The 24419-nt window shown below is 44.3% G+C and carries 26 protein-coding genes; 18 read left to right on the forward strand and 8 right to left on the reverse strand.

Annotated features, from left to right (window positions below; all coding sequences use genetic code 11):
• Positions 1 to 76: 76 nt before the first annotated feature.
• Positions 77 to 463 carry a RidA family protein gene (locus O8C65_06260; protein MCZ7356519.1) on the forward strand — a complete coding sequence of 129 codons (387 nt, stop codon included), beginning with the start codon at positions 77 to 79 and terminating at the stop codon, positions 461 to 463.
• A 242-nt stretch (positions 464 to 705) separates the two neighbouring features.
• Positions 706 to 1719, forward strand: a complete 1014-nt coding sequence (locus O8C65_06265) for a NapC/NirT family cytochrome c (GenBank protein ID MCZ7356520.1) — start codon at positions 706 to 708, stop codon at positions 1717 to 1719.
• A gap of 344 nt (positions 1720 to 2063) precedes the next feature.
• On the opposite strand, the gene O8C65_06270 is transcribed toward O8C65_06265, so the two are convergent.
• The gene (locus O8C65_06270) at positions 2064 to 2582 is read right to left on the reverse strand and encodes a dihydrofolate reductase family protein (protein ID MCZ7356521.1); all 519 of its coding nucleotides are present in this window, start codon (positions 2580 to 2582) and stop codon (positions 2064 to 2066) included.
• 467 nt (positions 2583 to 3049) lie between these two features.
• On the reverse strand, positions 3050 to 3652 hold the full coding sequence (locus tag O8C65_06275) for an ATP-dependent Clp protease proteolytic subunit (protein MCZ7356522.1): 603 nt from the start codon (positions 3650 to 3652) through the stop codon (positions 3050 to 3052).
• Between the two features lie 419 nt (positions 3653 to 4071).
• On the opposite strand from O8C65_06275, the gene O8C65_06280 reads away from it, so the two are divergent.
• Positions 4072 to 4812, forward strand: coding sequence for a flavodoxin family protein (locus O8C65_06280; protein ID MCZ7356523.1), 741 nt, complete (start codon positions 4072 to 4074; stop codon positions 4810 to 4812).
• A gap of 27 nt (positions 4813 to 4839) precedes the next feature.
• Here O8C65_06280 and O8C65_06285 read toward each other — a convergent pair whose 3' ends face one another.
• The gene (locus O8C65_06285; protein ID MCZ7356524.1) at positions 4840 to 6057 is read right to left on the reverse strand and encodes an alpha-hydroxy-acid oxidizing protein; all 1218 of its coding nucleotides are present in this window, start codon (positions 6055 to 6057) and stop codon (positions 4840 to 4842) included.
• Between the two features lie 180 nt (positions 6058 to 6237).
• Positions 6238 to 6537 carry a DUF2769 domain-containing protein gene (locus tag O8C65_06290; GenBank protein MCZ7356525.1) on the reverse strand — a complete coding sequence of 100 codons (300 nt, stop codon included), beginning with the start codon at positions 6535 to 6537 and terminating at the stop codon, positions 6238 to 6240.
• A gap of 182 nt (positions 6538 to 6719) precedes the next feature.
• On the opposite strand from O8C65_06290, the gene O8C65_06295 reads away from it, so the two are divergent.
• On the forward strand, positions 6720 to 7310 hold the full coding sequence (locus O8C65_06295; GenBank protein MCZ7356526.1) for a DNA-3-methyladenine glycosylase I: 591 nt from the start codon (positions 6720 to 6722) through the stop codon (positions 7308 to 7310).
• A gap of 152 nt (positions 7311 to 7462) precedes the next feature.
• Entirely contained in the window at positions 7463 to 8407 is a 945-nt protein-coding gene (locus tag O8C65_06300; protein ID MCZ7356527.1) for a lysylphosphatidylglycerol synthase transmembrane domain-containing protein, read from the forward strand.
• An 11-nt stretch (positions 8408 to 8418) separates the two neighbouring features.
• Here O8C65_06300 and O8C65_06305 read toward each other — a convergent pair whose 3' ends face one another.
• Positions 8419 to 9132 (reverse strand): phosphoribosylaminoimidazolesuccinocarboxamide synthase, encoded by a 714-nt coding sequence (locus tag O8C65_06305; GenBank protein MCZ7356528.1) that lies wholly within the window; start codon positions 9130 to 9132, stop codon positions 8419 to 8421.
• A gap of 95 nt (positions 9133 to 9227) precedes the next feature.
• Here O8C65_06305 and O8C65_06310 point away from each other — a divergent pair, with 95 nt between their 5' ends.
• Positions 9228 to 9722: a hypothetical protein gene (locus O8C65_06310; protein ID MCZ7356529.1), complete on the forward strand. Its 495-nt coding sequence runs from the start codon at positions 9228 to 9230 to the stop codon at positions 9720 to 9722.
• 8 nt (positions 9723 to 9730) lie between these two features.
• Here the strand turns inward: O8C65_06310 and O8C65_06315 are convergent, their stop codons facing one another.
• Positions 9731 to 11398, reverse strand: a complete 1668-nt coding sequence (locus tag O8C65_06315; GenBank protein MCZ7356530.1) for an FAD-binding protein — start codon at positions 11396 to 11398, stop codon at positions 9731 to 9733.
• An 87-nt stretch (positions 11399 to 11485) separates the two neighbouring features.
• On the opposite strand from O8C65_06315, the gene pyrG reads away from it, so the two are divergent.
• The 11 genes from pyrG (at position 11486) to O8C65_06370 (ending at position 21976) form a co-directional block, all read left to right on the forward strand.
• On the forward strand, positions 11486 to 13063 hold the full coding sequence (gene pyrG / locus O8C65_06320; protein MCZ7356531.1) for a CTP synthase (glutamine hydrolyzing): 1578 nt from the start codon (positions 11486 to 11488) through the stop codon (positions 13061 to 13063).
• A 73-nt stretch (positions 13064 to 13136) separates the two neighbouring features.
• On the forward strand, positions 13137 to 14402 hold the full coding sequence (gene hemL / locus O8C65_06325) for a glutamate-1-semialdehyde 2,1-aminomutase (protein ID MCZ7356532.1): 1266 nt from the start codon (positions 13137 to 13139) through the stop codon (positions 14400 to 14402).
• Between the two features lie 14 nt (positions 14403 to 14416).
• Complete coding sequence (gene hemC, locus O8C65_06330; protein MCZ7356533.1) at positions 14417 to 15379, forward strand: hydroxymethylbilane synthase; 963 nt, start codon at positions 14417 to 14419, stop codon at positions 15377 to 15379.
• Positions 15339 to 16079, forward strand: coding sequence for a uroporphyrinogen-III C-methyltransferase (gene cobA / locus O8C65_06335; protein ID MCZ7356534.1), 741 nt, complete (start codon positions 15339 to 15341; stop codon positions 16077 to 16079). The genes hemC and cobA overlap by 41 nt, the downstream gene beginning before the upstream one ends.
• A gap of 49 nt (positions 16080 to 16128) precedes the next feature.
• Positions 16129 to 16929, forward strand: a complete 801-nt coding sequence (locus O8C65_06340; GenBank protein ID MCZ7356535.1) for a uroporphyrinogen-III synthase — start codon at positions 16129 to 16131, stop codon at positions 16927 to 16929.
• 73 nt (positions 16930 to 17002) lie between these two features.
• Positions 17003 to 17212, forward strand: coding sequence for a type II toxin-antitoxin system HicB family antitoxin (locus O8C65_06345; protein MCZ7356536.1), 210 nt, complete (start codon positions 17003 to 17005; stop codon positions 17210 to 17212).
• A gap of 47 nt (positions 17213 to 17259) precedes the next feature.
• Positions 17260 to 17511, forward strand: a complete 252-nt coding sequence (locus tag O8C65_06350; protein ID MCZ7356537.1) for a type II toxin-antitoxin system HicA family toxin — start codon at positions 17260 to 17262, stop codon at positions 17509 to 17511.
• 29 nt (positions 17512 to 17540) lie between these two features.
• Complete coding sequence (locus O8C65_06355; protein ID MCZ7356538.1) at positions 17541 to 19328, forward strand: YgiQ family radical SAM protein; 1788 nt, start codon at positions 17541 to 17543, stop codon at positions 19326 to 19328.
• Positions 19329 to 19561: 233 nt separating this feature from the next.
• Positions 19562 to 20116, forward strand: a complete 555-nt coding sequence (locus O8C65_06360) for a hypothetical protein (GenBank protein ID MCZ7356539.1) — start codon at positions 19562 to 19564, stop codon at positions 20114 to 20116.
• A gap of 104 nt (positions 20117 to 20220) precedes the next feature.
• Positions 20221 to 20925 carry a 2,5-diamino-6-(ribosylamino)-4(3H)-pyrimidinone 5'-phosphate reductase gene (locus O8C65_06365; protein ID MCZ7356540.1) on the forward strand — a complete coding sequence of 235 codons (705 nt, stop codon included), beginning with the start codon at positions 20221 to 20223 and terminating at the stop codon, positions 20923 to 20925.
• Positions 20926 to 20992: 67 nt separating this feature from the next.
• Complete coding sequence (locus O8C65_06370) at positions 20993 to 21976, forward strand: cation diffusion facilitator family transporter (GenBank protein ID MCZ7356541.1); 984 nt, start codon at positions 20993 to 20995, stop codon at positions 21974 to 21976.
• A gap of 28 nt (positions 21977 to 22004) precedes the next feature.
• On the opposite strand, the gene O8C65_06375 is transcribed toward O8C65_06370, so the two are convergent.
• Positions 22005 to 22799, reverse strand: a complete 795-nt coding sequence (locus tag O8C65_06375) for a response regulator (GenBank protein ID MCZ7356542.1) — start codon at positions 22797 to 22799, stop codon at positions 22005 to 22007.
• A gap of 431 nt (positions 22800 to 23230) precedes the next feature.
• Here O8C65_06375 and O8C65_06380 point away from each other — a divergent pair, with 431 nt between their 5' ends.
• Positions 23231 to 24109 (forward strand): cation diffusion facilitator family transporter, encoded by an 879-nt coding sequence (locus O8C65_06380; GenBank protein ID MCZ7356543.1) that lies wholly within the window; start codon positions 23231 to 23233, stop codon positions 24107 to 24109.
• Positions 24110 to 24237: 128 nt separating this feature from the next.
• On the opposite strand, the gene O8C65_06385 is transcribed toward O8C65_06380, so the two are convergent.
• Positions 24238 to 24419: hypothetical protein (locus tag O8C65_06385; protein MCZ7356544.1), on the reverse strand; the 182-nt coding region annotated here is incomplete at its 5' end.

Here is a 24419-nt window from a genome sequence, read left to right on the forward strand (position 1 = left end):
ACATTAAATAACAACTCATTGGCACAGACTTTATGATGCATAGGTTTAATGATTAATGATATTGTAATAGTGTTTCATGAATCCGAAGGAAATCGTGAATACAAGTGAGGCGCCAAATGCTATCGGCCCTTACTCACAAGCTGTCAAGGTGAATAAAATGGTCTATCTGTCAGGTCAGATCGCGATCGACCCTAAGACCCAGCAGTTCATTGATGGTGATGTAGAGACCCAGACAAAAAGAGTTCTTGATAACCTGAAAGCTGTTACTGAAGCATCGGGGAGCAGCCTTGAAAGTGTGGTCAAGACAACTATTTATCTAACAGATATTAATGATTTTTCAAAAGTGAACCAGATTTATGCGTCTTATTTTTCTTTGGGCAAGCCTGCCCGTTCCACTGTATGTGTTGCAAAGCTTCCAAAAAACGCAAAGATAGAGATTGATGCGATTGCAGAGATTATTTGAAATGGGAATAAGCATATCGTGATCAAACCCACAATCACTGATTTGCTGCTGAGGGAATGTGGGGAGGCCATTTTGGTTGTGGAAGCACCGGCATGGAATGCTCGATGGTGTTGAATTTCTGTGGGATTGATTGTTTTCTATGATTCAATTGAGGAGCTTAGTTAATCTATCAAAAACTGCTCCCATCATAAAACTCATATAACCAAAGACAAATAAGATGCTATACTTTCCTTTTAATAATCATGGCGCTTCGAAAATTAATTTCAATAACTTCGCTGGCAATTTTGGCTATTGTAATAATCGCCGGAAGTGTTGGGTTTCAGATGGTGAGATCCCAGCCTGTGTTTTGTAACTCCTGCCATGAAATGAATTTTTACTACAAATCATGGCAATCTTCAACGCACGGCCCGAAGGCAGTGTGTCTTGATTGCCATTCAGAGCATGGTCTGCAAGGCTTTATTGGAGAGAATGTGCGGGGAGCAGAACAGCTCGCTGCACATTTTTCAGGCATTTATAATGTGCCTATCAAAATCGTCAAGCGGGTAAAAAACGAGCAATGCCTTGCATGCCACCCTGAAACCCGCAATCTTACTGATAAGACCATTGAGGCAAAACATTCCTTGCACATGGACAAATCTGTATTATGCGCCGATTGCCACAACCGACTTGTCCATAACCAGTCAGGTCAGCCACGTGTTATGGCACTGGCTCAATGCGACTTATGCCATAAAGTTCACGCCAATTTCAAACTTCTCGGCGTGCATGCAACATTGAACTGCGAAAAATGTCACCCGGGTGATAAATACAGAGGTATAAACCCCAATTGTGAATCCTGCCACAAAGTGCCCGTCAATCATATCGCCGGGATTGTGGGAAACTGCGATAAATGCCACTCTACGGCAGGCTGGAAACCTGCAACGTTTGACCACTCAAAATTCCTATTGACAGGAAAACACCAGTCTCTCACATGTGATCAGTGTCACCATGGAACCTATACCGGGACTGCAACGATGTGTGTAAGTTGCCATGAGCCGCCTTCGAGCCACGCTGGTATGGATACTGACTGCGCTCAATGCCATTCCCCGGATGGTTTTACGCCGGCTAACTTTGTGCATAACAGAGTTGGTGAACATATTGGTGGACGTGTTGAAAGACCGCTTTCATGCGTAACCTGTCATCCTGTTCGATTTATGGAGACTACATGCACTGGAAGCCGATGTCATTCGTCAAATAATGCAAGAGGTGGTGATGATTGAATCGGATCGGTTTCAATCAGAAATTCTAGGTTATTATTCTCACCTGGTTTTTGAAATGTGATATCTATGGTTTCTATCAGTATATCCGGCATGAAAAATCGTGTTGCAGTCAACGACCTCGGATTGAAATCCGAAAGGTATCGGGAGGATGCTCATGGTTTTGGGTTTTTTCCAAAGGTTCGCTGATTTTAGTATTTCAATCCAGGCGCAGGGATACCAAGGCTGTAGGCATTTGGGTGAGGACCGAGCCCCTAATCCTATAACCATTGTTAACACCCCAATGACTGAAAGGAGGGGAACGCAGCGGGTCAAGTATTTTAAAGAAATCTGAAGAAGTTTTTATATCAGGCATGTCTTACATAATGCAATTGAACCAAACCAGAATCGTAGGATTTTACATTTAATAATTCTAAATTACTTTCAGGATTTCTCCCCTGAAACAATGATATACCTTTACCAAGTAATTTAGGAATTATCGTGATTATATATTCGTCTATTAAATCCGCACTCAAAAACTGATTAGCCAAAGCTGCACCTCCAACTAACCAAATATTCTTGTTGTACCCTAATTTCAAATTATTAAGTACTTCTTTCACATCGCCACTAACAAAATGTATGTTATCTGCCTTCTGTTTTGGTTCTTTCCTAGTGAATACATAAGCTTCTTTGCCTTTATATGCGTCTTCAATTTGTCTATAAGTTGTACCCCCAACTAGCACAGTCCCTATTCTATTATACAGCTCCTTAAAACCATAATCTTCTCCACTATTTTCGTATCTTGTTAGCCAATCAAGACTTCCGTCTTCTTTTGCAATAAATCCATCAAGGCTTATTGCGATGTAAAGAATTATTTTATTATTCATATGATTGGTAGTTAATGTAAACCGTTAAAAAATTTTGGGTTCAGTGCCTGAAAGTTGCGTATGGCATCGAATATCCGAACTTTGTTCATATATCCTCCCAATTCGGCGATATATCCGAACTTGATTCGTATAAATTTCCTTTGCATGAACGTCGATTCCCTTAATTATACCCCGCATTATGTTTATCCAAAGGGATTTCTACTCGCTTAAATCTTTATTACTTGCATATTGTATAAGAGTTCCTCAGTCTAGTGAACGTAAGCCTTAATTGTTTTTGTATTTTCTTAAATGAGCGCCTTATTTTTATGGTTTGAAAAAGGTTATTCTGGATTCCTATTGCCTTATACGTGCATGAAACCCTATCGCTTCAGTCACAAACCCCGCTGTTTATAGCGTTTTTATGACCAGATTATCATGACCAATTTGGATACAAAATATCCTGGCAATTTCACATTCATACTCTTTCCTTACTTCACCACGCCTTCTCCTGCCCTTACTATCCTGTCGACCAACCCGTATTCCACAGCCTCCTCTGCTGTCAGGAAGAAATCGCGGTCGGTATCCTTCTCGATTATCTCCATGGGCTGCCCGGTGTGATACACCAGTATCTCATCCAGGTGCTTCTTGAGCCTGTTCATCTCCTTTGCCTGGATTGTTATGTCAGATGCCTGTCCCTGCGCGCCTCCGAGGGGCTGGTGTATCATCATCCGCGCATTGGGGAAAGCCAGCCTTTTACCCTTTGAACCCCCCGCCAGTAATACCGCGGCCATAGATGCTGCCTGCCCAATACATATGGTCTCGATGTTGCACTTGATGCACTGCATGGTATCGTAGATGGCAAGCCCTGCAGTTATGACCCCTCCGGGGCTGTTTATATAGAACTGGATATCACCTTCGAACTCTTTTGCCTCCAGATAAAGAAGCTGTGCTATGATTATCTCTGCCGCATCGTCATCGATTTCGCCGTTCAAGAATATTATTTGTTTATCCAGCAACCGGGAAAAAATATCCATCTGGCGTTGACCTTCCGGGGTTTGCTCGGATATGTAAAGCACGTTTGGATTTGCCATTATTTTATCCTCCTTTTATTTCTTATTAAATCTGTCAAATGTGAATTCCATCCCGGAATGTGAACCACTCCGTTCCTCTTCATGAAGGATATCATAATATTTGTATTATATCGCATGGTGATAAAATTATTGCTCTAAAATCTTTTCTGTGGTCCTAATATTTATCTGAAACCAAGAGGAACAAAAATAGCTTTGAAAGAAATTTCTGCAACTTATTTAAATCAGAGAGGATTTTATTTACTGGAAATTTTGCCTGATTTTGGGTATGCTAACCCCTACTAAGCATCGTCATTTGCCATAAATAGCTGCATGCGCTCATCTTTACTATTTCTCCAGGATCGACCTTTATGATTTCTTCAAACCTGTGAATGCGATCATCAACATAAATATTTAATATTGCACAGCTAATCTACTTCCTTATGACAGCTCATCCGAGCGGCAGGAAATTGGGAGTCCATTTGATCCCGGCTCCCGAATTGGAAAAAAGTGAAGGAATAAAAGTTCTGGGCATATCAGGTTCTGCCAGGCAAGAAAGCGGGATAAGTAAATCCGAGAGGATCTTATTGCAGGCCCTTGACATGGCAAAAATGTATGGGGCAACTACCAATTTCATAAGGCTGCAGGAACTGAAGATATACGATTGTGAAGGTAATTATTCACAGGACCCAAATTACTGCACATATCCATGCCAGGATTCCATGAAATATAAAGACGACCAGATGCAAATCGTCTATGATGCTGTACTGGATACGGACGTAATGATCCTTGCCACCCCCATCCGATGGAACAATCACTCCGCTTTGATACAGAAATTCGTTGAAAGAATGAATTGTATCGAAAACTCCGATGTGTGGTTCGGACAAAAATTAATTCGTAATAAAGTGGCTGGATTAATAGTTATCGGCCATGTGGATGGTGTCCAGCATGTTGCGGGAAACCTCATGAATTTTCTTAACTGGTTGGGATTCCATATGCCTCAGGATATGATCGCTTCCTGGGTTGGCCCTAATGATGAAGATACCACAAAAGATTGGGATGAGATCCAGAAAAATCCCTATACCCAGGAAGATCTGGAAAATATGGTCCACAGCGTTCTCAAACTTGCATATGAAATAAAGAACAGTGATGCATATAAAATTGGGGATAGTGAAGAAACCTGATTTTATCTGAAATTTGAGAATTCCATGCTAACCTTCTTTAGCTAGAATCCTATCATCTATGTCTTCCAGAGTGTTGCATGATGTCATTGTCATTGCGATTCTTAGATCAGTCTTAAGATATTCCAGGAACGTCTTCACACCATCTGCTCCGTATGGAACCGCCTCTCTGGCCAGCGGCCTTCCCACCAGGACAAAATCAGCGCCGAGCGCCAGCATTTTCATTACATCAAATCCGGTCCTCACACCACCATCCGCCGTTATCAAAACTTTTCTGCCTTCATGGGTTTCCCTAATAGCTTTCACAATTCGGGGAAGAACTTCTGCCACCCCCGGGGTCGAGCCCAGGACCCTTCCTCCATGGTTTGAAACGCTTATCACATCCACTCCCGCCTCAAGGGCTGCCAGAGCATCCTCCTCACACATGATCCCTTTAACAATGAAAGGAAGTCTGGTTGATCTCTTAAGTTCTCTGAGCTCCTCGATCGTTTTCCTGAAAACAGGCTTACCTGCCAGGGTGAAATTCACCGAACCCGCACCATCTATATCAACGCCGACTGCCAGGCCATTTGCTTTCCCGGACTGCTGTATCAGGTCCAGGAGAACTTCCTGGGCCTGCGGCTTGAAAATATTTACTCCATGGCCTCCCGCCTTTTTTATGGCAGCTATTCCGGGATGTACCTCGTATTCTTTGGAGGTATTGCCTGTGAACCCGATGGTTCCTGCAAGCCTGCACCCTTCCAGTATACTGTATGCGAAATCTTCTTCGGAAATATTGCTCACGTAACTTAGACCGCTCATGGGAGCCCCCAGCATAGGCATGCTGATCTTTTCTCCAAGAAAGGTTGTTTCAAGGACAGGGTCTTTATGTTCAGTTATCAGCCTTGTTTTCAGTTTGTATTTTGAGAGGGCTTTAATGTTGTTCAGGTAGCTCAGACCCTGACCAATACCGCGCAGGCCCAGGGGGACTCCATACTCCTGCCTCAATTCCGGCGGCGTTTCAGGGTTGTCGACGCCAATTAAAATACTTCTCTTTGCTTCCTTCCTCTGCTCATAAGCCCCGGCCTTTTGGAGATATTCCTCCTCTGAAATGCGGACAAGTTTTTCTCTGGCCGCCCCACAAACAGGGCACCTCCAGGAATCCGGAAAGTCCGGAACTTTTGTTTTCGGACTTATTCCTGTAGACGGGTCGCCTTTATCTTCATCATAAACATAGATATTGCAGGTCGTGCAGAGCCATTTGGCCATAATCAATCAGGCCTCCCCTGATCAAGCGTTTAACTTTTTCTATCTCTGTCCTTTGAAAACATCACTATGAAATCGAACACTGATGGCACGGACGGATTTACACTGATTTTCCATTATCCGTAATCCGTGTAATCCGTGTTCCATCATAGATTCCTCTTACTCGATAATATATGGATTCTCTTACGTGCCGGCCTGCTCTTTACCAGTACCCTTGAGGCAGTAGTAATCCCATCTGAGAGCCAAATTCTTCTGCACAGGACAGCCGGGACAGATACAACCTTTTTCCTTTTTTATTATCGTGCTTTTCCCCGTCGCGCAGAATAATAATTTCTTTTCTCCCGTGCCAGCATACGTTGGGCATCTGCCGCAGATGCACATCTTCGTAAGTTCTTTGACTTTTGCATCCATCTCCTTGGGAGACATCTTATTCATTGCTTCCATATTCTGCTCAAAAGTCATTTTCTGAGTTTCTTTTACCATAATACTTCACCCCTATTACATTAGTATAGACCTGCCCCTTTATAAATCTATATTCGGCCATGCTCATGTACTCGATTAAATAATTTATCGTTTGCACTTTTTTTCCGCCACAGAATCTGCATAATGTTTATGCTAACGTATACATCAAAATGATGCACTTGGGTAGGCAAAGGAAATTAAAGATGATACAAAAACAACGATGTTCATGGCCGAATGATAATCCATTGATGATAGGATACCATGATAAAGAATGGGGTGTGCCGGTGCATAATGATATAAGATTGTTTGAGTTTCTTATTTTAGAGGGAGCGCAGGCAGGGCTAACATGGGAGACTATTTTACGGAAGCGAGAGAATTATCGTAAAGCTTTTTCTGACTTTGATCCAGCTAAGATATCACGCTATACAGAAGTAGACGAGGAACGTTTGCTGGCTGATCCGGGTATTGTCCGTAATCGTCTGAAGGTTCGAGCCGCAATCATAAACGCTGCAAAATTTCTTGAGATTCAAAAAGAGTTTGGCAGCTTTGATAAATACATTTGGCAATTTGTTGGCGGCAAATCAATGATGAATGAATTCAGATCTTTATCAGATATTCCGCCGAAAACCAAAGAATCTGATGCAATGAGTAAAGACCTAAAAGAACGTGGATTCAAATTTATAGGCTCTACGATTTGTTATGCTTTCATGCAGGCGGTAGGAATGGTGAATGATCACACAACCGACTGTTTTCGATATACTGAAGTATCAACCGCAAAAAAGGTAAAGCTATGAAAACTCCCATATTCAAAACACTTCTTGCAGGTCTGCTGCTCAATGGTTCTATGGCAGTCGGTATGAAAAAATCGTAATGTTTGAACTAATTCTGTCCCACAGCCTTCGGCCATGCAAAACATTTAACCATGAAAAGTGTATTACGCACCGGAATGAAAAAGATAAGGATTTTCCTACAGGTAATTGTGGGCATTGCCATTATTGCTTTCATCCTGTATAAAATCGGGATAAACGATGTAATCTCGGCATTAAAGAAAACCGATCCTCTATATTTCATTATGGCCTGCTTGTCCTATTTATGTCTGGACCTGGTCCTTGCCACCCGCCTACGCTATCTGCTGGCCAGGATAGGACATCCGGTAAGATTTGTGAGTGTGTTCCTTTCACATATGGGAGGAATGATAGTTGGGGACATCACTCCCGGGCGCGGGGGATATTTTTTGACGCCGGCTCTCCTGAAAAAAAGCGCCGGGACGAGGATAACCGACGGCATGGCCTGCATTTTTGCGCCGCAGGGGCTTGAGTTCATTTTAAAAGTGGGTGGAGCTGTGGTAGCTATATCATATATATCCACGCTTTCAGGTATAAGCGGGCTATTGTTAATTTCAGCTTGGGTTGGGGTTATAATTCTATTATTTGTTGGGGTTTTAATGTTAATTATTTCCTGGCATAATGAAAATATGTCTTTGAAATTTATTAGTAAACTCCCGTTCTTTAACAGGTTCACAGAAAAATTATCCACTTTCAAAGAAAGAAGTATCCAGATAAAGGAGAGTATTAATGCTATTTTAATATTGTATATGATTGGATGGATTTTTGCAGGATTGCAGTGGTTTTATCTGGGAAAAGCCCTTGGAATTGAACTTCCATTTTATGTTTTCTTCTTGCTTCATCCGTTAATAACCATATTGATGTTCGCACCTACACCCGCAGGTCTTGGGGTAATGGAATTAGGCGCAATTGGTATATTTTCATTATTCGGGATTTCCAGTGAGTTAGCAGCAGCTTTCTCAATTTTAGTGAGGGTAAGTATATTATTAGTTGATTTGATAGGTCTAAAAATGGTAATGTCTTCTCTTCGTGATTTAGAACTATAACACTTACGCAATCATAAAGAGATATCAGGTACTATTCTTTTTGCCACTTCCCGGTACGCTGCAACAAGGTCACCTTTATCAAATCTGAATACATCCTTGTCAAGCGACTCGCCCGTTGTCCGGTCCCAGAACCGGCATGTATCGCAGGATATCTCATCTGCTAGAACGATTTTCCCATTGAGTCTACCGAACTCAAGCTTAAAGTCGGGGAGCAGGAGGCTTCTTTCCTTCAAAAATTCAATAAGTATCGAATTGATCTTGAGGGCCAGTTTCCGTATCTCTGAAAGTTCACTCTTAGTTGCAAGACCCAGCGCAAGTGCAATGTCGTCATTGATCATCGGATCTCCGTATTCATCGCTCTTATAATCGAAAACTAATATCGGTGGATTAAGTTTCTCGCCTGTCTTGAAGGGATATTTTTTTGTTATGGAGCCGGCTGCGATGTCCCTGACAATTACCTCGATCTTGATGATGTCAACTGAATCGACGACCATCTCGGTTCCCGATAGCATGCTGTCAAAATGATTCTCGATGCCTTTATCCTCGAGCAATCTGAAGAGTGTCGCAGATATCTGGGCGTTGTAATATCCTTTCTTGGGCGCCTGGCTTTTCTTTTTGCCGTCAAAGGCTGTCAGGCTGTCCCTGAATTCCATTATCAGCTTTTCCGGATTGTCCGTCCTGAATACTGTCTTTGCTTTGCCTGAATAGAGTTCATCCAGCTTGATCATGGGGCTTAATAGGTATTTTACTGGATATAAAGGAGATGCTATACTTTTAAGTTCTTTGAGTTTAAATTAAATAGCGGTGTGCTACGAGATTTATGGACACATTGGATGGTTTTGAGGAACTCGCGGTAGATAAAGAGAAAACAGAGATCAGAATACCCGTGATGCATGTGGAGTTAGCCCTTAATGTAAGGTATTTCCTTAATGGAGCGGGTATAGGTTACTGCGGGTTATTGATCAACGGGGTCAATGGGAAAGGTCTGAGGGGATGTGTCGAAGCTGCAGCGGCAAAGTCCTTTGTAGGAAGGACGATATTTGTTTTTCTCTCGGAACTCGAAGGCGGAAAGAAACTCATCACTGTCCCGGCATTATTTGAAAAGGAACCATCCTTTGATGGGAAGGTGGATTTAAGCGATCTTATCATAAAAACCTACTATCACGACGAATTCAAGAAAACGGCTCAGGAAGTCTATAAAGAGCACATGAATGCACTTATGGGCAAAAAGGTATGCAATGACAAGGATTGCCTGTGCAGGAGCATCAGAGATCTTCCGGCGAAGGGTATTGAGATACTGAAATCTTATAGATGATCGCAGATTCAGTATTCCCTTGGTTTCGGGGGGAACATCGTGATATTTACTGGCTGGTAATCAATCCCTGGCCCCTCCGGAGTGAACGTAACGATGGTGTGCTTGAGCCAGTTCGCATCGTCCCTGAGTGGATGATCAAGCCTGTAATGCGATCCCCGGCTTTCTTTTCTGGCCAGCGCTCCGATGCATATCGCTTCCGCAATATCCAGCATGCCCTCAAGCTCGATGACATTTACAAGTTCCTGATTGAAAACCATGCCCCTGTACCTGACATACACATTTCTGTAACGCGATTGAAGTTCTTTGATTTTCAGAAGAGCATATCTCAAATTCTCCTCATCGCGGAATATACCTACTTTTTCATCAAGTACTTTTTTAAGTTCGTCGCGGATAGGGAAGAATGCCTCTCCTTTACTTTTTTTGACCAGTCTTGAAATACGGTCTTTCTCCTCTTCCTTAGCTTTTTCAATAATTTTGAGATCTTCAAAATCTACCTTGTCGGCATACTCCTTTGCAGTTTCTCCAGCGATCTTCCCGAACACGATCGTCTCAAGAAGCGAGTTACCCCCGAGCCTGTTGGCGCCATGGACACTGATACATGAACATTCACCGCACGCGTAGAAGCCCGGGAGAGCGGTCTCACAATTTTTATTTGAGGCTATTCCTCCCATGGAATAATGCTGCCCTGGCTGGATAGGTATCGGCTCTTTGGCCGGGTCGATATTCGCAAAGTCCATCGCTATCTGCCTTATCCCCGGGAGGCGTTCTTTGATATTTCGCTCACCGATATGCATGAGCTCAAGGTTGACATATCCTCCCTCAAATCCCCTGCCCTCGTTTATCTCTGTCTGGATCGCCCGCGCAACAATATCCCTGGGCGCAAGATCTAGCAAGTGAGGGGAATAACGCTTCATGAACCTCTCTCCATTTTTGTTCACCAGGAATCCGCCTTCGCCCCGCGCGCCTTCAGTGATCAGGATGTTGGTACCATAAAGTGTTGTGGGATGGAACTGGACGAATTCCATATCCGAAAGTGCAGCGCCGCCATGGTATGCTACAGCACACCCATATCCGGTATTAATTATTGAGTTCGTTGAACGCTCGTATATCCTTCCATATCCTCCGGCAGCGAAGATCACCGATTTTGCCAGAAATCCTTCCATCTCCCCGTTGGCGATATTGTATCCCACGACCCCGCAACACCTCCCATCGATGACAACCAGACGAATGACCAGCCATTCTTCATAGAACCTGATCCCATTCTTCAGCGCCTGCTCATACAGCGTGTGCAGCAATGCATGACCTGTCCTGTCTTCAACGTATGCCGTGCGGGGATATCCGGCGCCCCCGAACGGCCGCTGGGCGATCCTTCCATCCACTCTGGAAAAAATAGTGCCCCAATGCTCCATTTCCATGACGCGCTGCGGTGCATCCCTGCACAGAACTTCGACGGCATCCTGGTCCGCAAGATAATCGCTGCCTTTTACAGTATCAAAAGCATGATCTTCCCACCTGTCAGTGCTTCCAAGAGCCACGTTTATGCCTCCCTGAGCCGCCACCGAGTGGGAGCGCAATGGATGAACTCTTGATATTACCGCTACATCCCCGGCAGCAGCTAAAGCGGCACGCAGACCCGCAAGACCTCCTCCAACTACTATAATATCGTGCTTGAACATATCCTGGAATTAGCTGGTATGATTAAATATTTATCAGTCATTGCCAATGCATTAAATATAAACCCAATGCTTGCCTAAAAAAGGGGCATGAAGTACATCATAGTCACCGGTGGTGTGATGAGCGGTCTTGGGAAAGGGATAACAGCCGCTTCTATCGGACGAATCCTGAAGAACAAGGGTTTCAATGTGACCGCTATAAAGATAGACCCATACATCAACATAGATGCAGGGACTATGAGTCCGTACCAGCACGGTGAGGTTTTTGTGCTTAAAGACGGGGGCGAAGTGGATCTTGACCTGGGTAACTATGAACGTTTTCTGGATATTGAGCTGACAAGGGAGCATAATATCACAACTGGCCAGGTCTACCAGACCGTCATACAGAAAGAGCGGCGTGGGGACTATCTGGGCAAAACTGTTCAGATCATCCCGCACATAACTAACGAGATAAAGGAACGCATCAGGAAAGTTGCCAAGAAAAGCGGCGCTGATATATGTATCATAGAAGTCGGTGGCACAGTTGGCGACATAGAGAGCATGCCTTTCCTTGAATCCATGCGGCAATTGCACAGCGAAGAAAAAGAAGAGGATATTTTATTCGTGCATGTAACCCTGGTACCTCTGGACACGCAGGGGGAACAGAAGACAAAGCCCACTCAGCATTCGGTGAAAGAACTCAGGAGCCTGGGTCTTCAACCCGATGCGATAGTGGCGCGATGTAAAGAACCCATTCATTCCGACACCAAAGCCAAGATCGCTCTTTTCTGCGATGTGCCGGTGGACGCGGTCATAAGCGCACATGACGCCCGTGATATCTATTACGTTCCATCCCTGATGGAACAGGAGGGACTCTCCGATTATCTCATGATCAAGCTCAAACTCTCTCCAAAGGAAGCCTCCCACGAATGGGACATATTAATGAAAAAGATGGCATCGATAGATAAAGAGATTCGCGTGGGGGTTGTCGGAAAATACGCACATCTGGGTGATTCTTATATAAGCATAAATGAAGCCCTCAAGCATGCCGGCATAGAATGCGGCTGCAGGGTCAGGATAGATTGGGTGGACGCCGAGGAATTTGAGAAAGAACCGGACAGGATCGATGGTCTCCAGAAATACAACGGTATCCTGGTCCCTGGCGGTTTTGGGGTGAGGGGAACCGAAGGTAAAATACTTGCGATAAAATATGCCAGGGAACATAATATTCCTTACCTTGGATTGTGTCTTGGAATGCAGCTTGCAGTTATAGAGTTTGCAAGGAATGTCGTGGGTCTGAAGGATGCGAACAGCTCGGAATTGGCAACTACTGAGTACCCAGTGATCGACCTTCTGCCCGAACAGGAAAATATCAAGAATATGGGCGGAACCATGAGGCTTGGAAATTGTGAAGCGATTCTTACAGAGGGTTCTTTGGCGCATAAATTATATGGCAGCGCTACTCTCATCGAACGCCACAGGCACAGGTATGAAGTGAATCCCAAATATATCAAGCAGATCGAGGCAAAGGGCATGAAATTTACAGGCAGGAACGATCACAGGATGGAGATAGCTGAACTGCCAGGGCATAAGTTCTTCTTTAGCTCGCAGTTCCATCCGGAGTTCAGATCAAGACCCGGAAAGCCTTCGCCTCCATTCCTGGCGTTCGTGAAGGCCGCACTTCAGTAAGTACACTTTCTTTTTTATTCTCGGGCATCCAAATCACAAATTATATTACTTAATCCCCTAATTTCAGTAACCCATGAACACAGAGAAATCAAAAAAGTTATTCGAGGAGGCAAAGAAGATCCTGCCGGGAGGCGTAAGCAGCCCGGTCAGGGCAATAAAACCCTATCCCTTTTATGCGAAGCGGGCTTCCGGCTCAAAGATAACCGACATTGATGGCAACGAATACATTGATTATGTCATGGGTTACGGGCCTCTGCTTCTTGGCCATAACCATCCTGCTGTGAGGGAAGCCGTGGTCAAACAGCTTTCAGACGGCTGGCTGTATGGAACACCCACGGAACTTGAGGTGAGCCTTGCCCGTGAAATAATAAAACTATACCCAAGCATCGAAATGGTTAGGTTCGTTTCCACGGGCACCGAGGCCACGATGGGAGCGCTTCGAGCTGCAAGGGGTTTCACCGGGAAAAATAAGTTCATCAAGATAGAAGGAGGATTTCACGGTGCCCACGAGGCCGTGCTTGTGAAAGCAGGCTCTGGAGCAACCACGCTTGGAACACCAAATTCTGCAGGAGTACCTTCGGATTTTACCAAGAATACTCTTCAGGTGCCTTACAACGATATTGAGGCAATGACAGAAGCGATCGAAGCTTACAGGGAAGATGTGGCAGCAGTTATTATAGAACCTGTGCTCGGCAATATAGGCCCGATCCTCCCAAGAGCCGGATATCTCAAGGAGGTTCGCAGAGTGACAGAGGAAAATGACGTGGTTCTAATATTCGACGAAGTTATTACGGGCTTTCGCCTTGCCATGGGCGGGGCGCAGGAGTATTACGGAGTTACCCCGGACATGACCACGCTTGGAAAAATCCTGGGAGGTGGTTTTCATATGGGCGTCATAGGAGGGAAGCGCGAGATCATGGAGAATATCTCACCGGCTGGCGCTGTTTATCAGGCAGGTACTTTCAACGGCAGCCCGGTTTCGATGGCTGCAGGTCTTGCAGTCATCAATACGCTGAAGAAAGAAAAAGTCCATATGAAAGTGAACAGTGCCGGTGATTCGCTACGCAAAGCACTTGAAGATGCAGTTTCCGATCTCGGCCTTGATTACAGCGTGAGCGGTGTGGGGAGCATGTTCAAGGTCTTCTTCGGAGATATGCCGTACAACTATCAGGATGCCCTGAAATGTGATACAGGTAAATTCAATGTATTCTTTAAGAAAATGCTCTCAGACGGCATCTTTCTTCCCCCCTCGCAGTTTGAAACCAACTTCCTGTCACTTGCCCATTCGCAGGGCGATATGGATAGGACAATCGAAGCTTATAAAAGGAATTTGAAATGAAAAATACGGAGCTGCTGCGTATAGGAACAAGAGGAAGCAAACTTGCGCTTGCGCAGGCAAACCATGTCTCAGAGCTGCTTGCAAAAAATGGTGTGAAAACAGAGATCAAGATCATCAAGACCTGCGGTGATACGTTCACGGACAGGCCGCTTCATGAAGTGCAGGGCTTCGGGGTTTTTGTGCGCGAGATCGATGATGCGATGCTTGAAGGCAGGATAGACATAGCTGTCCACAGCATGAAGGATGTTCCTACAGAAAGGCCCTCCGAACTTACAATAGCAGCCGTACAGAAACGCGATTCTCCTTATGATTTCCTGCTCACACGAGACAGGAAAAATCTGAAAGACCTGCCTGAAGGTGCGGTTATCGGGACTACCAGCCTCCGAAGACGGGCGCAGCTATTGAGATTCAGGGAAGACTTTACCATCAAGGACCTGCGGGGAAACATAGACACGCGTCTTCGAAAACTCAAAGAGGGACAGTACGATGCCATACTCATGGCAGAGGCGGGACTTGAAAGGATGAAATGGGAGATTCCCGGAGAACGCCTGAACCCGGATGATTTCGTTCCCTCAGCAAACCAGGGCACAGTGGTCATAGTAACAAAAAAAGGTTCAGAAGCTGAGACTGCGTCAAGAGTACTTGATGATGAAAAAACACGGCTTGAGACCAGTATCGAACGCATTATTATCGGGATACTTGGAGGCGGCTGCCTCGTACCCATCGGTGCATTTGCGAGAACGGAAGGCGATGAGATTCACGTGCGCGGCGAAGTACTTTCCGTGGATGGCAAACGCTGCGTGAAAATAGATGAATTTATAAACCCTGCCGAATATCAGCATGAAGCAGAGCGCCTCGGGAATGAGCTTAAAAATAAAGGCGGAGGCGGGCTTGTTGATGAGGCAGTGAAGATGTTTGCGGCAAAAAGAGGAAATTATGACAGGAAAAGTTTATCTTGTGGGCTCAGGTCCTGGTGACCCCGAGCTCCTGACAATAAAAGCAAAACGTCTCATCGAGAGCGCCCAGGTCATTCTGTATGACCAGCTTCCCGGGAAGGCGATCCTCAGTATGCTGCCGGAATCAGCAGAACGAATAGACGTGGGGAAATATGCGGGAGATCATAAACTTTCCCAGTGGCAGATAAATGAATTGCTTGTGAACAGGGCAAAAGAGGGCAAGATAGTGGTGCGGCTTAAAGGCGGAGACCCGTATCTTTTTGGGCGTGGCGGCGAGGAAGCCCAGGCGCTTGCAAGAGAGGGTATCAAGGTTGAGGTCGTACCTGGCATCACGTCAGCTATCGCTGTCCCGGCTTATGCGGGAATCCCAGTCACTCATCGGGATTATGCTTCAATGGTGACTTTTATCACAGGGCATGAGGATCCCACCAAGGAAGACAGTGCTCTTGACTGGGATCTTCTTGCAAGGTTTGAAGGTACGATCGTTATCCTGATGGGCGTCAGCATGCTCGATCGGAATGTGAAGGAACTGATAAAACATGGCAAATCCATCGATACACCCGTGGCTGTGATCGAGAGAGGCACGCGTCCTGACCAGAGGGTCACTATCGGTACCCTTGCGGATATTGTGGGGCTCTGCAAACAGCGGAAGGTGGGAGCGCCCGCAATCACGGTCATAGGCGATGTGGTAAAGCTTCACAGGGAACTGGTAAAAACTTGAATAATGTAAACGAAAGGAATATGCAGATCAATACGATTTATGCGTTTTTTTGCATTCATCACGGGCAAAAAGGAAGATGACTAAAGTAATTGCCATAATGAGGCCTGCTGCCTATCTCGCAGAATCGGTTAAACTTGCGAACTCCATGGGATTCGAAACCATTACAGCACCCATGATCGATGTCGTGGATAAGACCGATGCTAATTTTAAGGGATTTGTGGAACGCATTATGAAAGGGGAAGTCGATTATGTGATATTCACGAGCGCGAATGGTGTTGAGTTCACCCTTCTAAAACTGAATTCCTATGATGAGTTTATTGAGCAGCTCAATAAGACCAGGGTTGTCGCGATAGGCCCGAAGACGGAAGAAGCCCTTGCCAAATATGGGATAGAGGTCAGCACTGTGCCGGGCTCGTACAGTTCTGTTGGTCTGGTGGAACATCTTTCGGATATTGAAGGGGCGGTTATCGAGGTCTCCCGGAGCAGCCATGGAGCGCCCGAATTAATCAGTGGACTTGTTGCTAAAGGGGCAGTTGTACATGAGACGCAGGTGTACCAGCTGATAAGCCCGAAAGATGAACGGCATGAAAAGCTGATAAAGCGGGCGGTTTCGGGGGGGATCGATATATTTGCCTTCACAAGCTCGATGATGGTCAGGAATCTCATGGCACTTGCGGAGGAGATGGGAGTTAAGGATGAACTCATCAGGATGATGAATGAAAAGACTGTTGCTGCTATTGGTAAACCGACGGCTGATACTCTTTCAGGGTTCGGTGTAAGGGTTAAGATAACGCCGGAGAATTATACTTTTGAGGAACTGCTTCTGGAATGCAAAAGACAGGATTGTTAGATAGGAAAAAACCCTTGAAAATTAAAGACCTAAAAGTATAAGTAAAGGACGACTTTAATGTGACAGCGATGATATGCAAAGGATAATTAAAGCTGAAATTTATTTCGATGGCGAATACTACTGTGCCAGAACACTGGATATTGATGTATTTACTCAAGGGAAAACTATTGATGAAGCTATAAGCAATCTGAGAGAAGCTGTAGCTTTGCATCTGGAAGATGAGGTTGGTTATGATTTAAAGTGTCCCTCATCAATTCTTGCTATGATGGAAGTCGCTGTTTAAGAGTTATTTTCAGGTGATACCGAATATCTCAACGCATAATTTATTTTATGACACAAAAAACGCCTGTTGTTTCAGGCAATCAGCTAATTAAAGTGTTGCACAAGCTGGGTGATAATGTGGTAAAGCAGAGAGGTAGCCACATCAAATTGAGGAAATATACTGCTGCAGGTGCTCATTCACTCACAGTTCCTTCTCACGATGAAATTGCAAAAGGAACGTTGAATGACATATTGAACAAAGTGAGCATATGGAACCAGATATCTAAGGAAGAGCTTATTGAAATGCTCAAAGAAGTTTAGAATTTTCTTCAACGGCCATTTTTAGTAACATGAAATCTCACCCTCTTTTCCTTCCAATGTCTCTTGAAGAAGCCGAGACTTTAGGAATAGAAGAATTCGACATCATTATAGTGACAGGCGACGCCTATGTGGACCATCCCTCGTTCGGGGCAGCGGTTATCGGACGGGTGCTCTGGGATGCTGGCTATACCGTTGGGATCATAGCCCAGCCAGGCTGGAAAACAGATGCTGATTTCAAGAAACTGGGAAGACCCAGATTGTTCTTCGGGGTTACCTCAGGGAATGTGGATTCAATGGTGAACAACTATACTGCAAGCCTGAAAGTACGCAGCGACGATGTTTATTCACGGGATGGGAAAGGCGGGCTGAGGCCGAACCGCGCGGCGATAGTATATTCCGATAAACTCCATTCGATTTTCCGGGATACCCCCATCGTGCTGGGCGGCATTGAGGCAAGCCTCCGGCGGTTTGCACATTATGATTACTGGTCTGACTCCGTACGCCAGTCAATTCTGGCCGATGCCCCGGCGGATATTGTTGTTTTCGGGATGGGTGAGAGGCAGGTTATCGATATTGCCCGGCGCCTCCAAAAAGGGGAGGAGATTGAGAATATCACGGATATCCCGGGCACGGTTGTCAAAATGGAAATAGAGAGGTGGCGTTCGATAGGACATGAAGGTTATGTCGAAATACCCGGATTTGCCGAAGTCTCGAAGGATAAGGGACTTTACGCAAGAGCCTTCAAACTTCATTATCAAGAGCAGGATCCAGTTCGCGGAAGGCCTGTTGCACAGCCTCACCCAAAAACAATGATCATCCAGAATAAGCCAGCTTTGCCCTTAAGTACGCAGGAACTCGACAGAATCTACGAACTTCCCTTTACAAGGATGCAGCATCCATCGTACGAAAAACCCATCCCTGCGCTTGCCCCGGTCAAATTCTCGATCATAAGCCACAGGGGGTGCTTTGCATCCTGTTCTTTTTGCGCCCTGACGCATCATCAGGGCAGGATAGTGCAGAGCCGAAGTATAGACTCGATTGTTCGGGAAGTAGTAAGAATGACCAGGATGCCTGGTTTCAAGGGGATCGTGCAGGATGTGGGTGGGCCGACAGCCAATATGTATTCGCTATTCTGCAGGCGATGGGATACGCATGGAGCATGTACTGATAAGATATGCATGTTTTGCGAGAGTCTTGAAAAGAGTCATGAAAAACAGGTGGAACTGCTGCGCCGCCTGCGTGAGATTCCCGGGGTGAAAAAAGTCTTTATCGGTTCAGGCATACGCTATGACCTGGTACTCGATGACTCTTCTGATTATATTTCCGAGCTTTGCGCGCACCACATTAGCGGACAGTTGAAAGTCGCCCCCGAACATGTTACCCGGCATATCACAGATATCATGCACAAGCCTTCTTTTGAGGTATTTGAAGAATTCAAAAGGAGATTTGATGCCTTGAATAAAGATCTTGGAAAAAAGCAATACATTCTCCCCTATTTCATGTCTGGTCATCCCGGTAGCACCCTGAAGGATATGATAGAACTTGCCGAATACATACGTGATAATAATCTCTATACAGAGCAGGTGCAGGATTTCACGCCCACACCGATGACAGCTTCCACATGTATGTATTATACCGGGATCGATCCGTTCACCATGGAAAAAGTTCACGTACCCAAAGGGCGGGAGAAAAGGATACAGCGGGCCCTGATGCAGTATAAAGACCGAAAGAATTATGGGCTGGTGATCGAGGGATTAAAGATAGCAGGAAGGACCGACCTCATAGGAAGCGAATGGAAATGCCTGATAAGAAGATAAAATCCGTTCATTTAAGCCTGTTTTTACCACCGTCCTGTCATCTCGATATCCTCCGGCGGCGCCCTGCCAGAAGGATGGCGGATTGGTGTATGAACCTCTGAAAGTGGTTGGAGTTTCAGGTTCTCGTGGTCAAGTTCCGCTTTGAAAAGAGAAAATCAATGTGAGTTCATGGGCATTCCAGTATATACGACAGTTTTATCTCAATGCAGGTAATTTCAAATCCCAGAGGTATTATGGTAAAATTCAGGAATATTGTTCTTGTCGCAGCAATTGGAATTGTAATTCTCTTTTCAGGATGCATAGGAAATCAGGAGACCAAACCAGCGGAAACTGCCCAACAGACTGCGGTTCAAACAACCAGCATTCAATCGACAGCAGTTCAGACAGCAATGGATCCTTATACTGTTCAAGTCAATGAGGTCAGGACTCTTCAGGATTGTATTGTATCGACCGTATCAACCCAGGCAACGCCCTGTTCATTAATAAATCTGGAAATTAGGAATAACAATATCAAGAATCCGGATTTTTCAATAGTTAAAGATCAAATTGTCTCCAAAAGCGGAAAGAACCTCGGGGAGAGATATGACAGACAGGTTGGATTGAGTAATTCGTGCGTACGACAGTCAGGAATGGATCTTAAACTGAATGTCAATTCATATCAAAATGTTGGCATGTGCTATCCCATTATCCATAAAAGTGATGAACCCATACTGAATATTGCGATAATGATCAATGGAGAACGTAAAGAATACAAATTTGATCTGTTAAAATATGGCCTCCAGGACTGATATTTAAATAGATTCCACCAATCTTTCTTGATTCAATCCTTCCATTCGGAATATTCTGCATTATTGCGGTTAGATATTTCATCCTGGAAGTATAAGAAGAACCGATGCTTGATACTAACATGGATAAACGCTCAAGACCCTTCGTATTCATTAACGCAGCCATGAGCGCGGACGGAAAAATCGCAACCATAGGGCGCAAGCAGACAAAGATATCAGGCAGCCTTGATTTTGACCGAATGGATGAACTCCGGGCGACTTCTGATGCGATAATGGTCGGCATTGGCACCATGCTTTCAGACAACCCGAGCCTTACCCTGAAATCATCAGAGCGCAGGGAAAAAAGATGCGAGAAGGGTCTGGATGAAAATCCTGCCAGAATCGTGGTTGATAGCACGGCAAGAACTCCTATCGATTCTGATGTCTTCAAAAAAGGCGCCGGGAAGAAAATAATAGCGGTCTCCAAAATCGCACCCCGGGAAAAAATCAGGCAGCTTTCAAAGCATGCAGAGATACTAATCGCAGGTGAGAAAAGTGTAGACCTTGAAGAACTCCTCGCAGAATTAAAGAAGCGCGGTATAAACCGATTGATGGTGGAAGGCGGGGCTACATTGAATTGGGGGCTGATTTCCAGGGGTCTTGTGGATGAAATCTATACATTTTTAGGGAACATTATACTCGGGGGCAAAACCGCACCAACGCTCGTGGATGGGGAGGGGTTCACATGTGACTTCTGCAGGCTGAAACTCATTTCCTGCGAGAAAATGGATGAGGGCGTACTTATCAGATGGAAAGTCTCAAATGAATTTTAATAAAAAAATAATTCTTATCCGAGATAAATATCCCTTTATACTATTATCAAAATATAGTAGAAAATAAATGTCAGATTCCAATAATAAATATTTTGAAGCCCATAAAGAAATAACATCCGTAGCGAGACTTTCCATATATTCCAATACTTTTCTGCTTTTAATGAAACTCATTGCGGGCTCCCTCATGGGCTCTATATCCGTCCTTTCGGAGGCGATCCATTCGGGCATCGACCTCCTTGCTGCGATCATCGCAAATTACTCGGTCCATAAGGCAGGAAAGCCAGCTGACGATATACACAAATTCGGGCATGGCAAGTTTGAAAACGTTTCCGGCACGGTCGAAGCAATTCTTATTTTTATAGCAGCGATAATCATTCTCTACAAAGCCGGCGAAAAAATCATGAACAATGAAGGGATTGATTATGATTTGATCGGTGTGGGTATTATTATCATGGGCGTATCTACTGCAGTGAACTTTTATGTATCCAGAAAAATCATGAAAGTCGCGAAGAAGGCAGAATCAATTGCCCTGGAAGCAGATGCTTACCATCTTACCACAGATGTATATACCTCAATTGGTGTTTTTATCGGTCTTATTCTCATACAGATTACAAAGAATCCCATTTTTGACCCAATTCTGGCAATAATCGTAGCCTTGATAATTCTAAAGGCATCATATGACCTGACAAAACGCTCGGTTTCTGGAATAATGGATGTAAAACTTTCTGACAAAGAAGAAGATATCATTAAATCCATTATCGCTGAGCACTACTCAGATTACGCCGAATATCATGATCTCCGCTCAAGGATGTCAGGTGCGGAGAGGTTTGTGGATCTGCATCTTGTGGTTCCCAAGAACCAGCAAGTTGCAAAGGCCCATGAATTCTGCGACCATCTTGAAAAAGATATCAAGGAGAAAATTCCCAATCTTTCGATTTTGATACATATCGAACCATGTGAGATAGATTGCGAAATCTGCAAGAAACTGGCCGTATGTGAAGAGCCGGATAGGATTCATGATAATAGCAATTTTCAAATGGGGAGGGAATGATCACAGGGATATCCCTCTAATTATGACATCAGGTTTTATTATGAAAAATAAATTTTTCGATACGGTTTCGATCAAGAGTATCGTAGAAAACAAGCACCGTACCAATGATATTGCTTCTTTCATCGATGATTCGGGTCCCGATGATATCAACAGGCATTTTCCTGCCATCCTTGGTTATCAATAGATTGTGATTAGCCAGGCCGAAGAAAACTCCTTCTCTTGTCACCTTCGTGATAGGGTCTTCTACTTCTTCGCCTGTTTCTTCGCCAATTATTTTAAAGACATCTTTCAGAGGTTTTCCAATCGCTTCCTCTTCTTTCCATCCAGTTAACGCTTCTGCAAAGGGATTCATAAGTTTTACCATTCTTTTTTCATCCGTTGCTATAACAGCGTCGCCTATGCTTTTGAGTGTTGCAGAAAGCCATCCTTCACTTTCCTTCACTTTCTTTTCCATATTATGTTTGTAAAGAGCTATCTCGATGGCAATGTATAATTCCCTTTCTACAAAAGGTTTCACTAAATAGCCGAAGGGCTGCGTTATTTTTGCTCTCTCTAAAGTATTCTCATCTGTATATGCTGTAATATATATTATCGGAATATCAAAAAGAGTCCGAATTTGTTCTGCAGCCTGTGTGCCGTCCATATCTCCGTTAAGCATGATATCCATAAGCACGATGCTAGGGCGTATTTCTCCGGCTTTCTTAATAGCTTCCTCGCCAGAAGATGCAAGGGCGCAAGAATAACCATGATTTTTCAATTTGCTCTGTATCTCCATTGCAATTATCTGTTCGTCCTCTACGACCAGGACCTTCTCGTTAACCATTTAATCGGCTCTCCACATTTTTAATTCTTTAAGGGATTTTTTCTGGTTTTCTCTTATCTTTCTTCATCTTCATTATTCACTGACGGACAGAATATTTTCGAATTATCCGGTGATGCAACATATAATTATTATAATTATCATGTATATATGATTATGTACTTAGATTTATCGTTTTGAAAATTAAGAATATTTTCAATAATTATATATAATTGAAAAATTAAACATCCACATCCCCGATCTGTAGGCCACATCCATGTTACCCGCACATCATAAAACCATTTCGCGCCCTTATTATGAGGAGTGGAGCTTCTCCATATCCAATTTCAGCCAATAGCGCTTCCTTTTTCAAGTTGTAGCATAAATCCCACATGTTTTTACCGATAGAAATATTTCATCACCGTGCCATTGAATATACTCAAAGCAGGTAAAAAATGGAAGACATCCACAAAAATTTGAAAATTGCAGTCATTCTTACAGCAATAATCTTCATAATTGAATTATGGGGAGGAATAATTTCCAATAGCCTTGCACTTCTCTCCGACGCTGCCCATGTCTTTATGGATGTTGTCTCATTGGTGCTTGCTTATGGAGCGCTGAAGATATCCGTGCGTCCTTCCAACAGGAATGTCACATTTGGTTACCATCGGTTTGAGATATTTGCTGCCCTGATTAACGGGTTGACCATCGTCATGATCGCTGTTTTCATATTTTATGAAGCATATGGCAGGATATTCAATCCACCACAGGTAAAAGGCGTACAGGTGCTGGTAATTGCCACTATTGGCCTGATAGTCAATACCTGGGCGGCTTTAAAATTGCACGGCCACCATGACCTGAATGTCAGAGGGGCATATCTGCATGTTATAGGCGATGCTCTTGCGTCAGTTGCAGTAATAGGTGGAGCGATTGTCATTATTCTAACAGGGAAAACATTCATTGATCCGGTGCTTAGCATTCTGATTGGCATCATGCTTTTTTACGGTGCCTTCAGGCTTATTTTTGGGTCTGTTCGGATTCTACTTGAGTTTGCACCCACTCATGTCGATGCCGATACATTGAAAGAAATAATGATGCAGCTGGAAGGCGTTAAAGGAGTTCATGACATCCATATCTGGAGCATCTGCTCGAATATACATGCGATGAGCGCCCATGTTCTCGTTGACAGAATACATGTCCAGCAGACAGAGGCACTGATAAGTGAAATAAATAAAATAGTGAGGGATGATTTCAGGATATTGCATACGACATTACAGTTTGAATGTGCGGAATGTGTACAGATAGAGATAGGTCATGAAAGTTATCATGAGTGATCGCAACCTGAAAGTCTCTAAACCTGCGGTTATTTGCTGATGGATATTGAAAAAAAAGTTTGCGGGCATTGATACCTTAATATCAAAGCCCTTTTTATCTTCTACTGGACTTATATGATTATTTAAATTTAATATCTCTTTGGTTTGTGTTTCTGGTAGCATTCCCTGCAATATACCGGTCTGTCACCGGATGGCTGGAAAGGTACTTCAGTTTCCTGACCGCAGTCTGCGCAAGTTGCTTTGTGCATCTCTCTTGGACCGCTTGGCCTGAAACCGCCGCCTCTTCCGCCTCGGAAGCCGCCTCTTCTAT

The organism is Candidatus Methanoperedens sp. (assembly GCA_027460535.1).
Lineage (GTDB): Archaea > Halobacteriota > Methanosarcinia > Methanosarcinales > Methanoperedenaceae > Methanoperedens.

What these genes read in the sequence shown, in the direction of transcription:
- O8C65_06375 (MCZ7356542.1), bottom strand. Translation starts at nt 22,799, where the DNA reads ATGGTTAACGAGAAGGTCCTGGTCGTAGAGGACGAACAGATAATTGCA.
- O8C65_06280 (MCZ7356523.1), top strand. Translation starts at nt 4,072, where the DNA reads ATGACAGCTCATCCGAGCGGCAGGAAATTGGGAGTCCATTTGATCCCG.
- O8C65_06275 (MCZ7356522.1), bottom strand. Translation starts at nt 3,652, where the DNA reads ATGGCAAATCCAAACGTGCTTTACATATCCGAGCAAACCCCGGAAGGT.
- O8C65_06285 (MCZ7356524.1), bottom strand. Translation starts at nt 6,057, where the DNA reads ATGGCCAAATGGCTCTGCACGACCTGCAATATCTATGTTTATGATGAA.
- O8C65_06355 (MCZ7356538.1), top strand. Translation starts at nt 17,541, where the DNA reads ATGAAATCTCACCCTCTTTTCCTTCCAATGTCTCTTGAAGAAGCCGAG.
- pyrG (MCZ7356531.1), top strand. Translation starts at nt 11,486, where the DNA reads ATGAAGTACATCATAGTCACCGGTGGTGTGATGAGCGGTCTTGGGAAA.
- O8C65_06315 (MCZ7356530.1), bottom strand. Translation starts at nt 11,398, where the DNA reads ATGTTCAAGCACGATATTATAGTAGTTGGAGGAGGTCTTGCGGGTCTG.
- O8C65_06360 (MCZ7356539.1), top strand. Translation starts at nt 19,562, where the DNA reads ATGGTAAAATTCAGGAATATTGTTCTTGTCGCAGCAATTGGAATTGTA.
- O8C65_06295 (MCZ7356526.1), top strand. Translation starts at nt 6,720, where the DNA reads ATGATACAAAAACAACGATGTTCATGGCCGAATGATAATCCATTGATG.
- O8C65_06265 (MCZ7356520.1), top strand. Translation starts at nt 706, where the DNA reads ATGGCGCTTCGAAAATTAATTTCAATAACTTCGCTGGCAATTTTGGCT.
- O8C65_06365 (MCZ7356540.1), top strand. Translation starts at nt 20,221, where the DNA reads ATGCTTGATACTAACATGGATAAACGCTCAAGACCCTTCGTATTCATT.
- O8C65_06260 (MCZ7356519.1), top strand. Translation starts at nt 77, where the DNA reads ATGAATCCGAAGGAAATCGTGAATACAAGTGAGGCGCCAAATGCTATC.
- O8C65_06370 (MCZ7356541.1), top strand. Translation starts at nt 20,993, where the DNA reads ATGTCAGATTCCAATAATAAATATTTTGAAGCCCATAAAGAAATAACA.
- O8C65_06290 (MCZ7356525.1), bottom strand. Translation starts at nt 6,537, where the DNA reads ATGGTAAAAGAAACTCAGAAAATGACTTTTGAGCAGAATATGGAAGCA.
- O8C65_06270 (MCZ7356521.1), bottom strand. Translation starts at nt 2,582, where the DNA reads ATGAATAATAAAATAATTCTTTACATCGCAATAAGCCTTGATGGATTT.
- O8C65_06300 (MCZ7356527.1), top strand. Translation starts at nt 7,463, where the DNA reads ATGAAAAAGATAAGGATTTTCCTACAGGTAATTGTGGGCATTGCCATT.
- O8C65_06350 (MCZ7356537.1), top strand. Translation starts at nt 17,260, where the DNA reads ATGACACAAAAAACGCCTGTTGTTTCAGGCAATCAGCTAATTAAAGTG.
- hemL (MCZ7356532.1), top strand. Translation starts at nt 13,137, where the DNA reads ATGAACACAGAGAAATCAAAAAAGTTATTCGAGGAGGCAAAGAAGATC.
- cobA (MCZ7356534.1), top strand. Translation starts at nt 15,339, where the DNA reads ATGACAGGAAAAGTTTATCTTGTGGGCTCAGGTCCTGGTGACCCCGAG.
- O8C65_06310 (MCZ7356529.1), top strand. Translation starts at nt 9,228, where the DNA reads ATGGACACATTGGATGGTTTTGAGGAACTCGCGGTAGATAAAGAGAAA.
- O8C65_06345 (MCZ7356536.1), top strand. Translation starts at nt 17,003, where the DNA reads ATGCAAAGGATAATTAAAGCTGAAATTTATTTCGATGGCGAATACTAC.
- O8C65_06380 (MCZ7356543.1), top strand. Translation starts at nt 23,231, where the DNA reads ATGGAAGACATCCACAAAAATTTGAAAATTGCAGTCATTCTTACAGCA.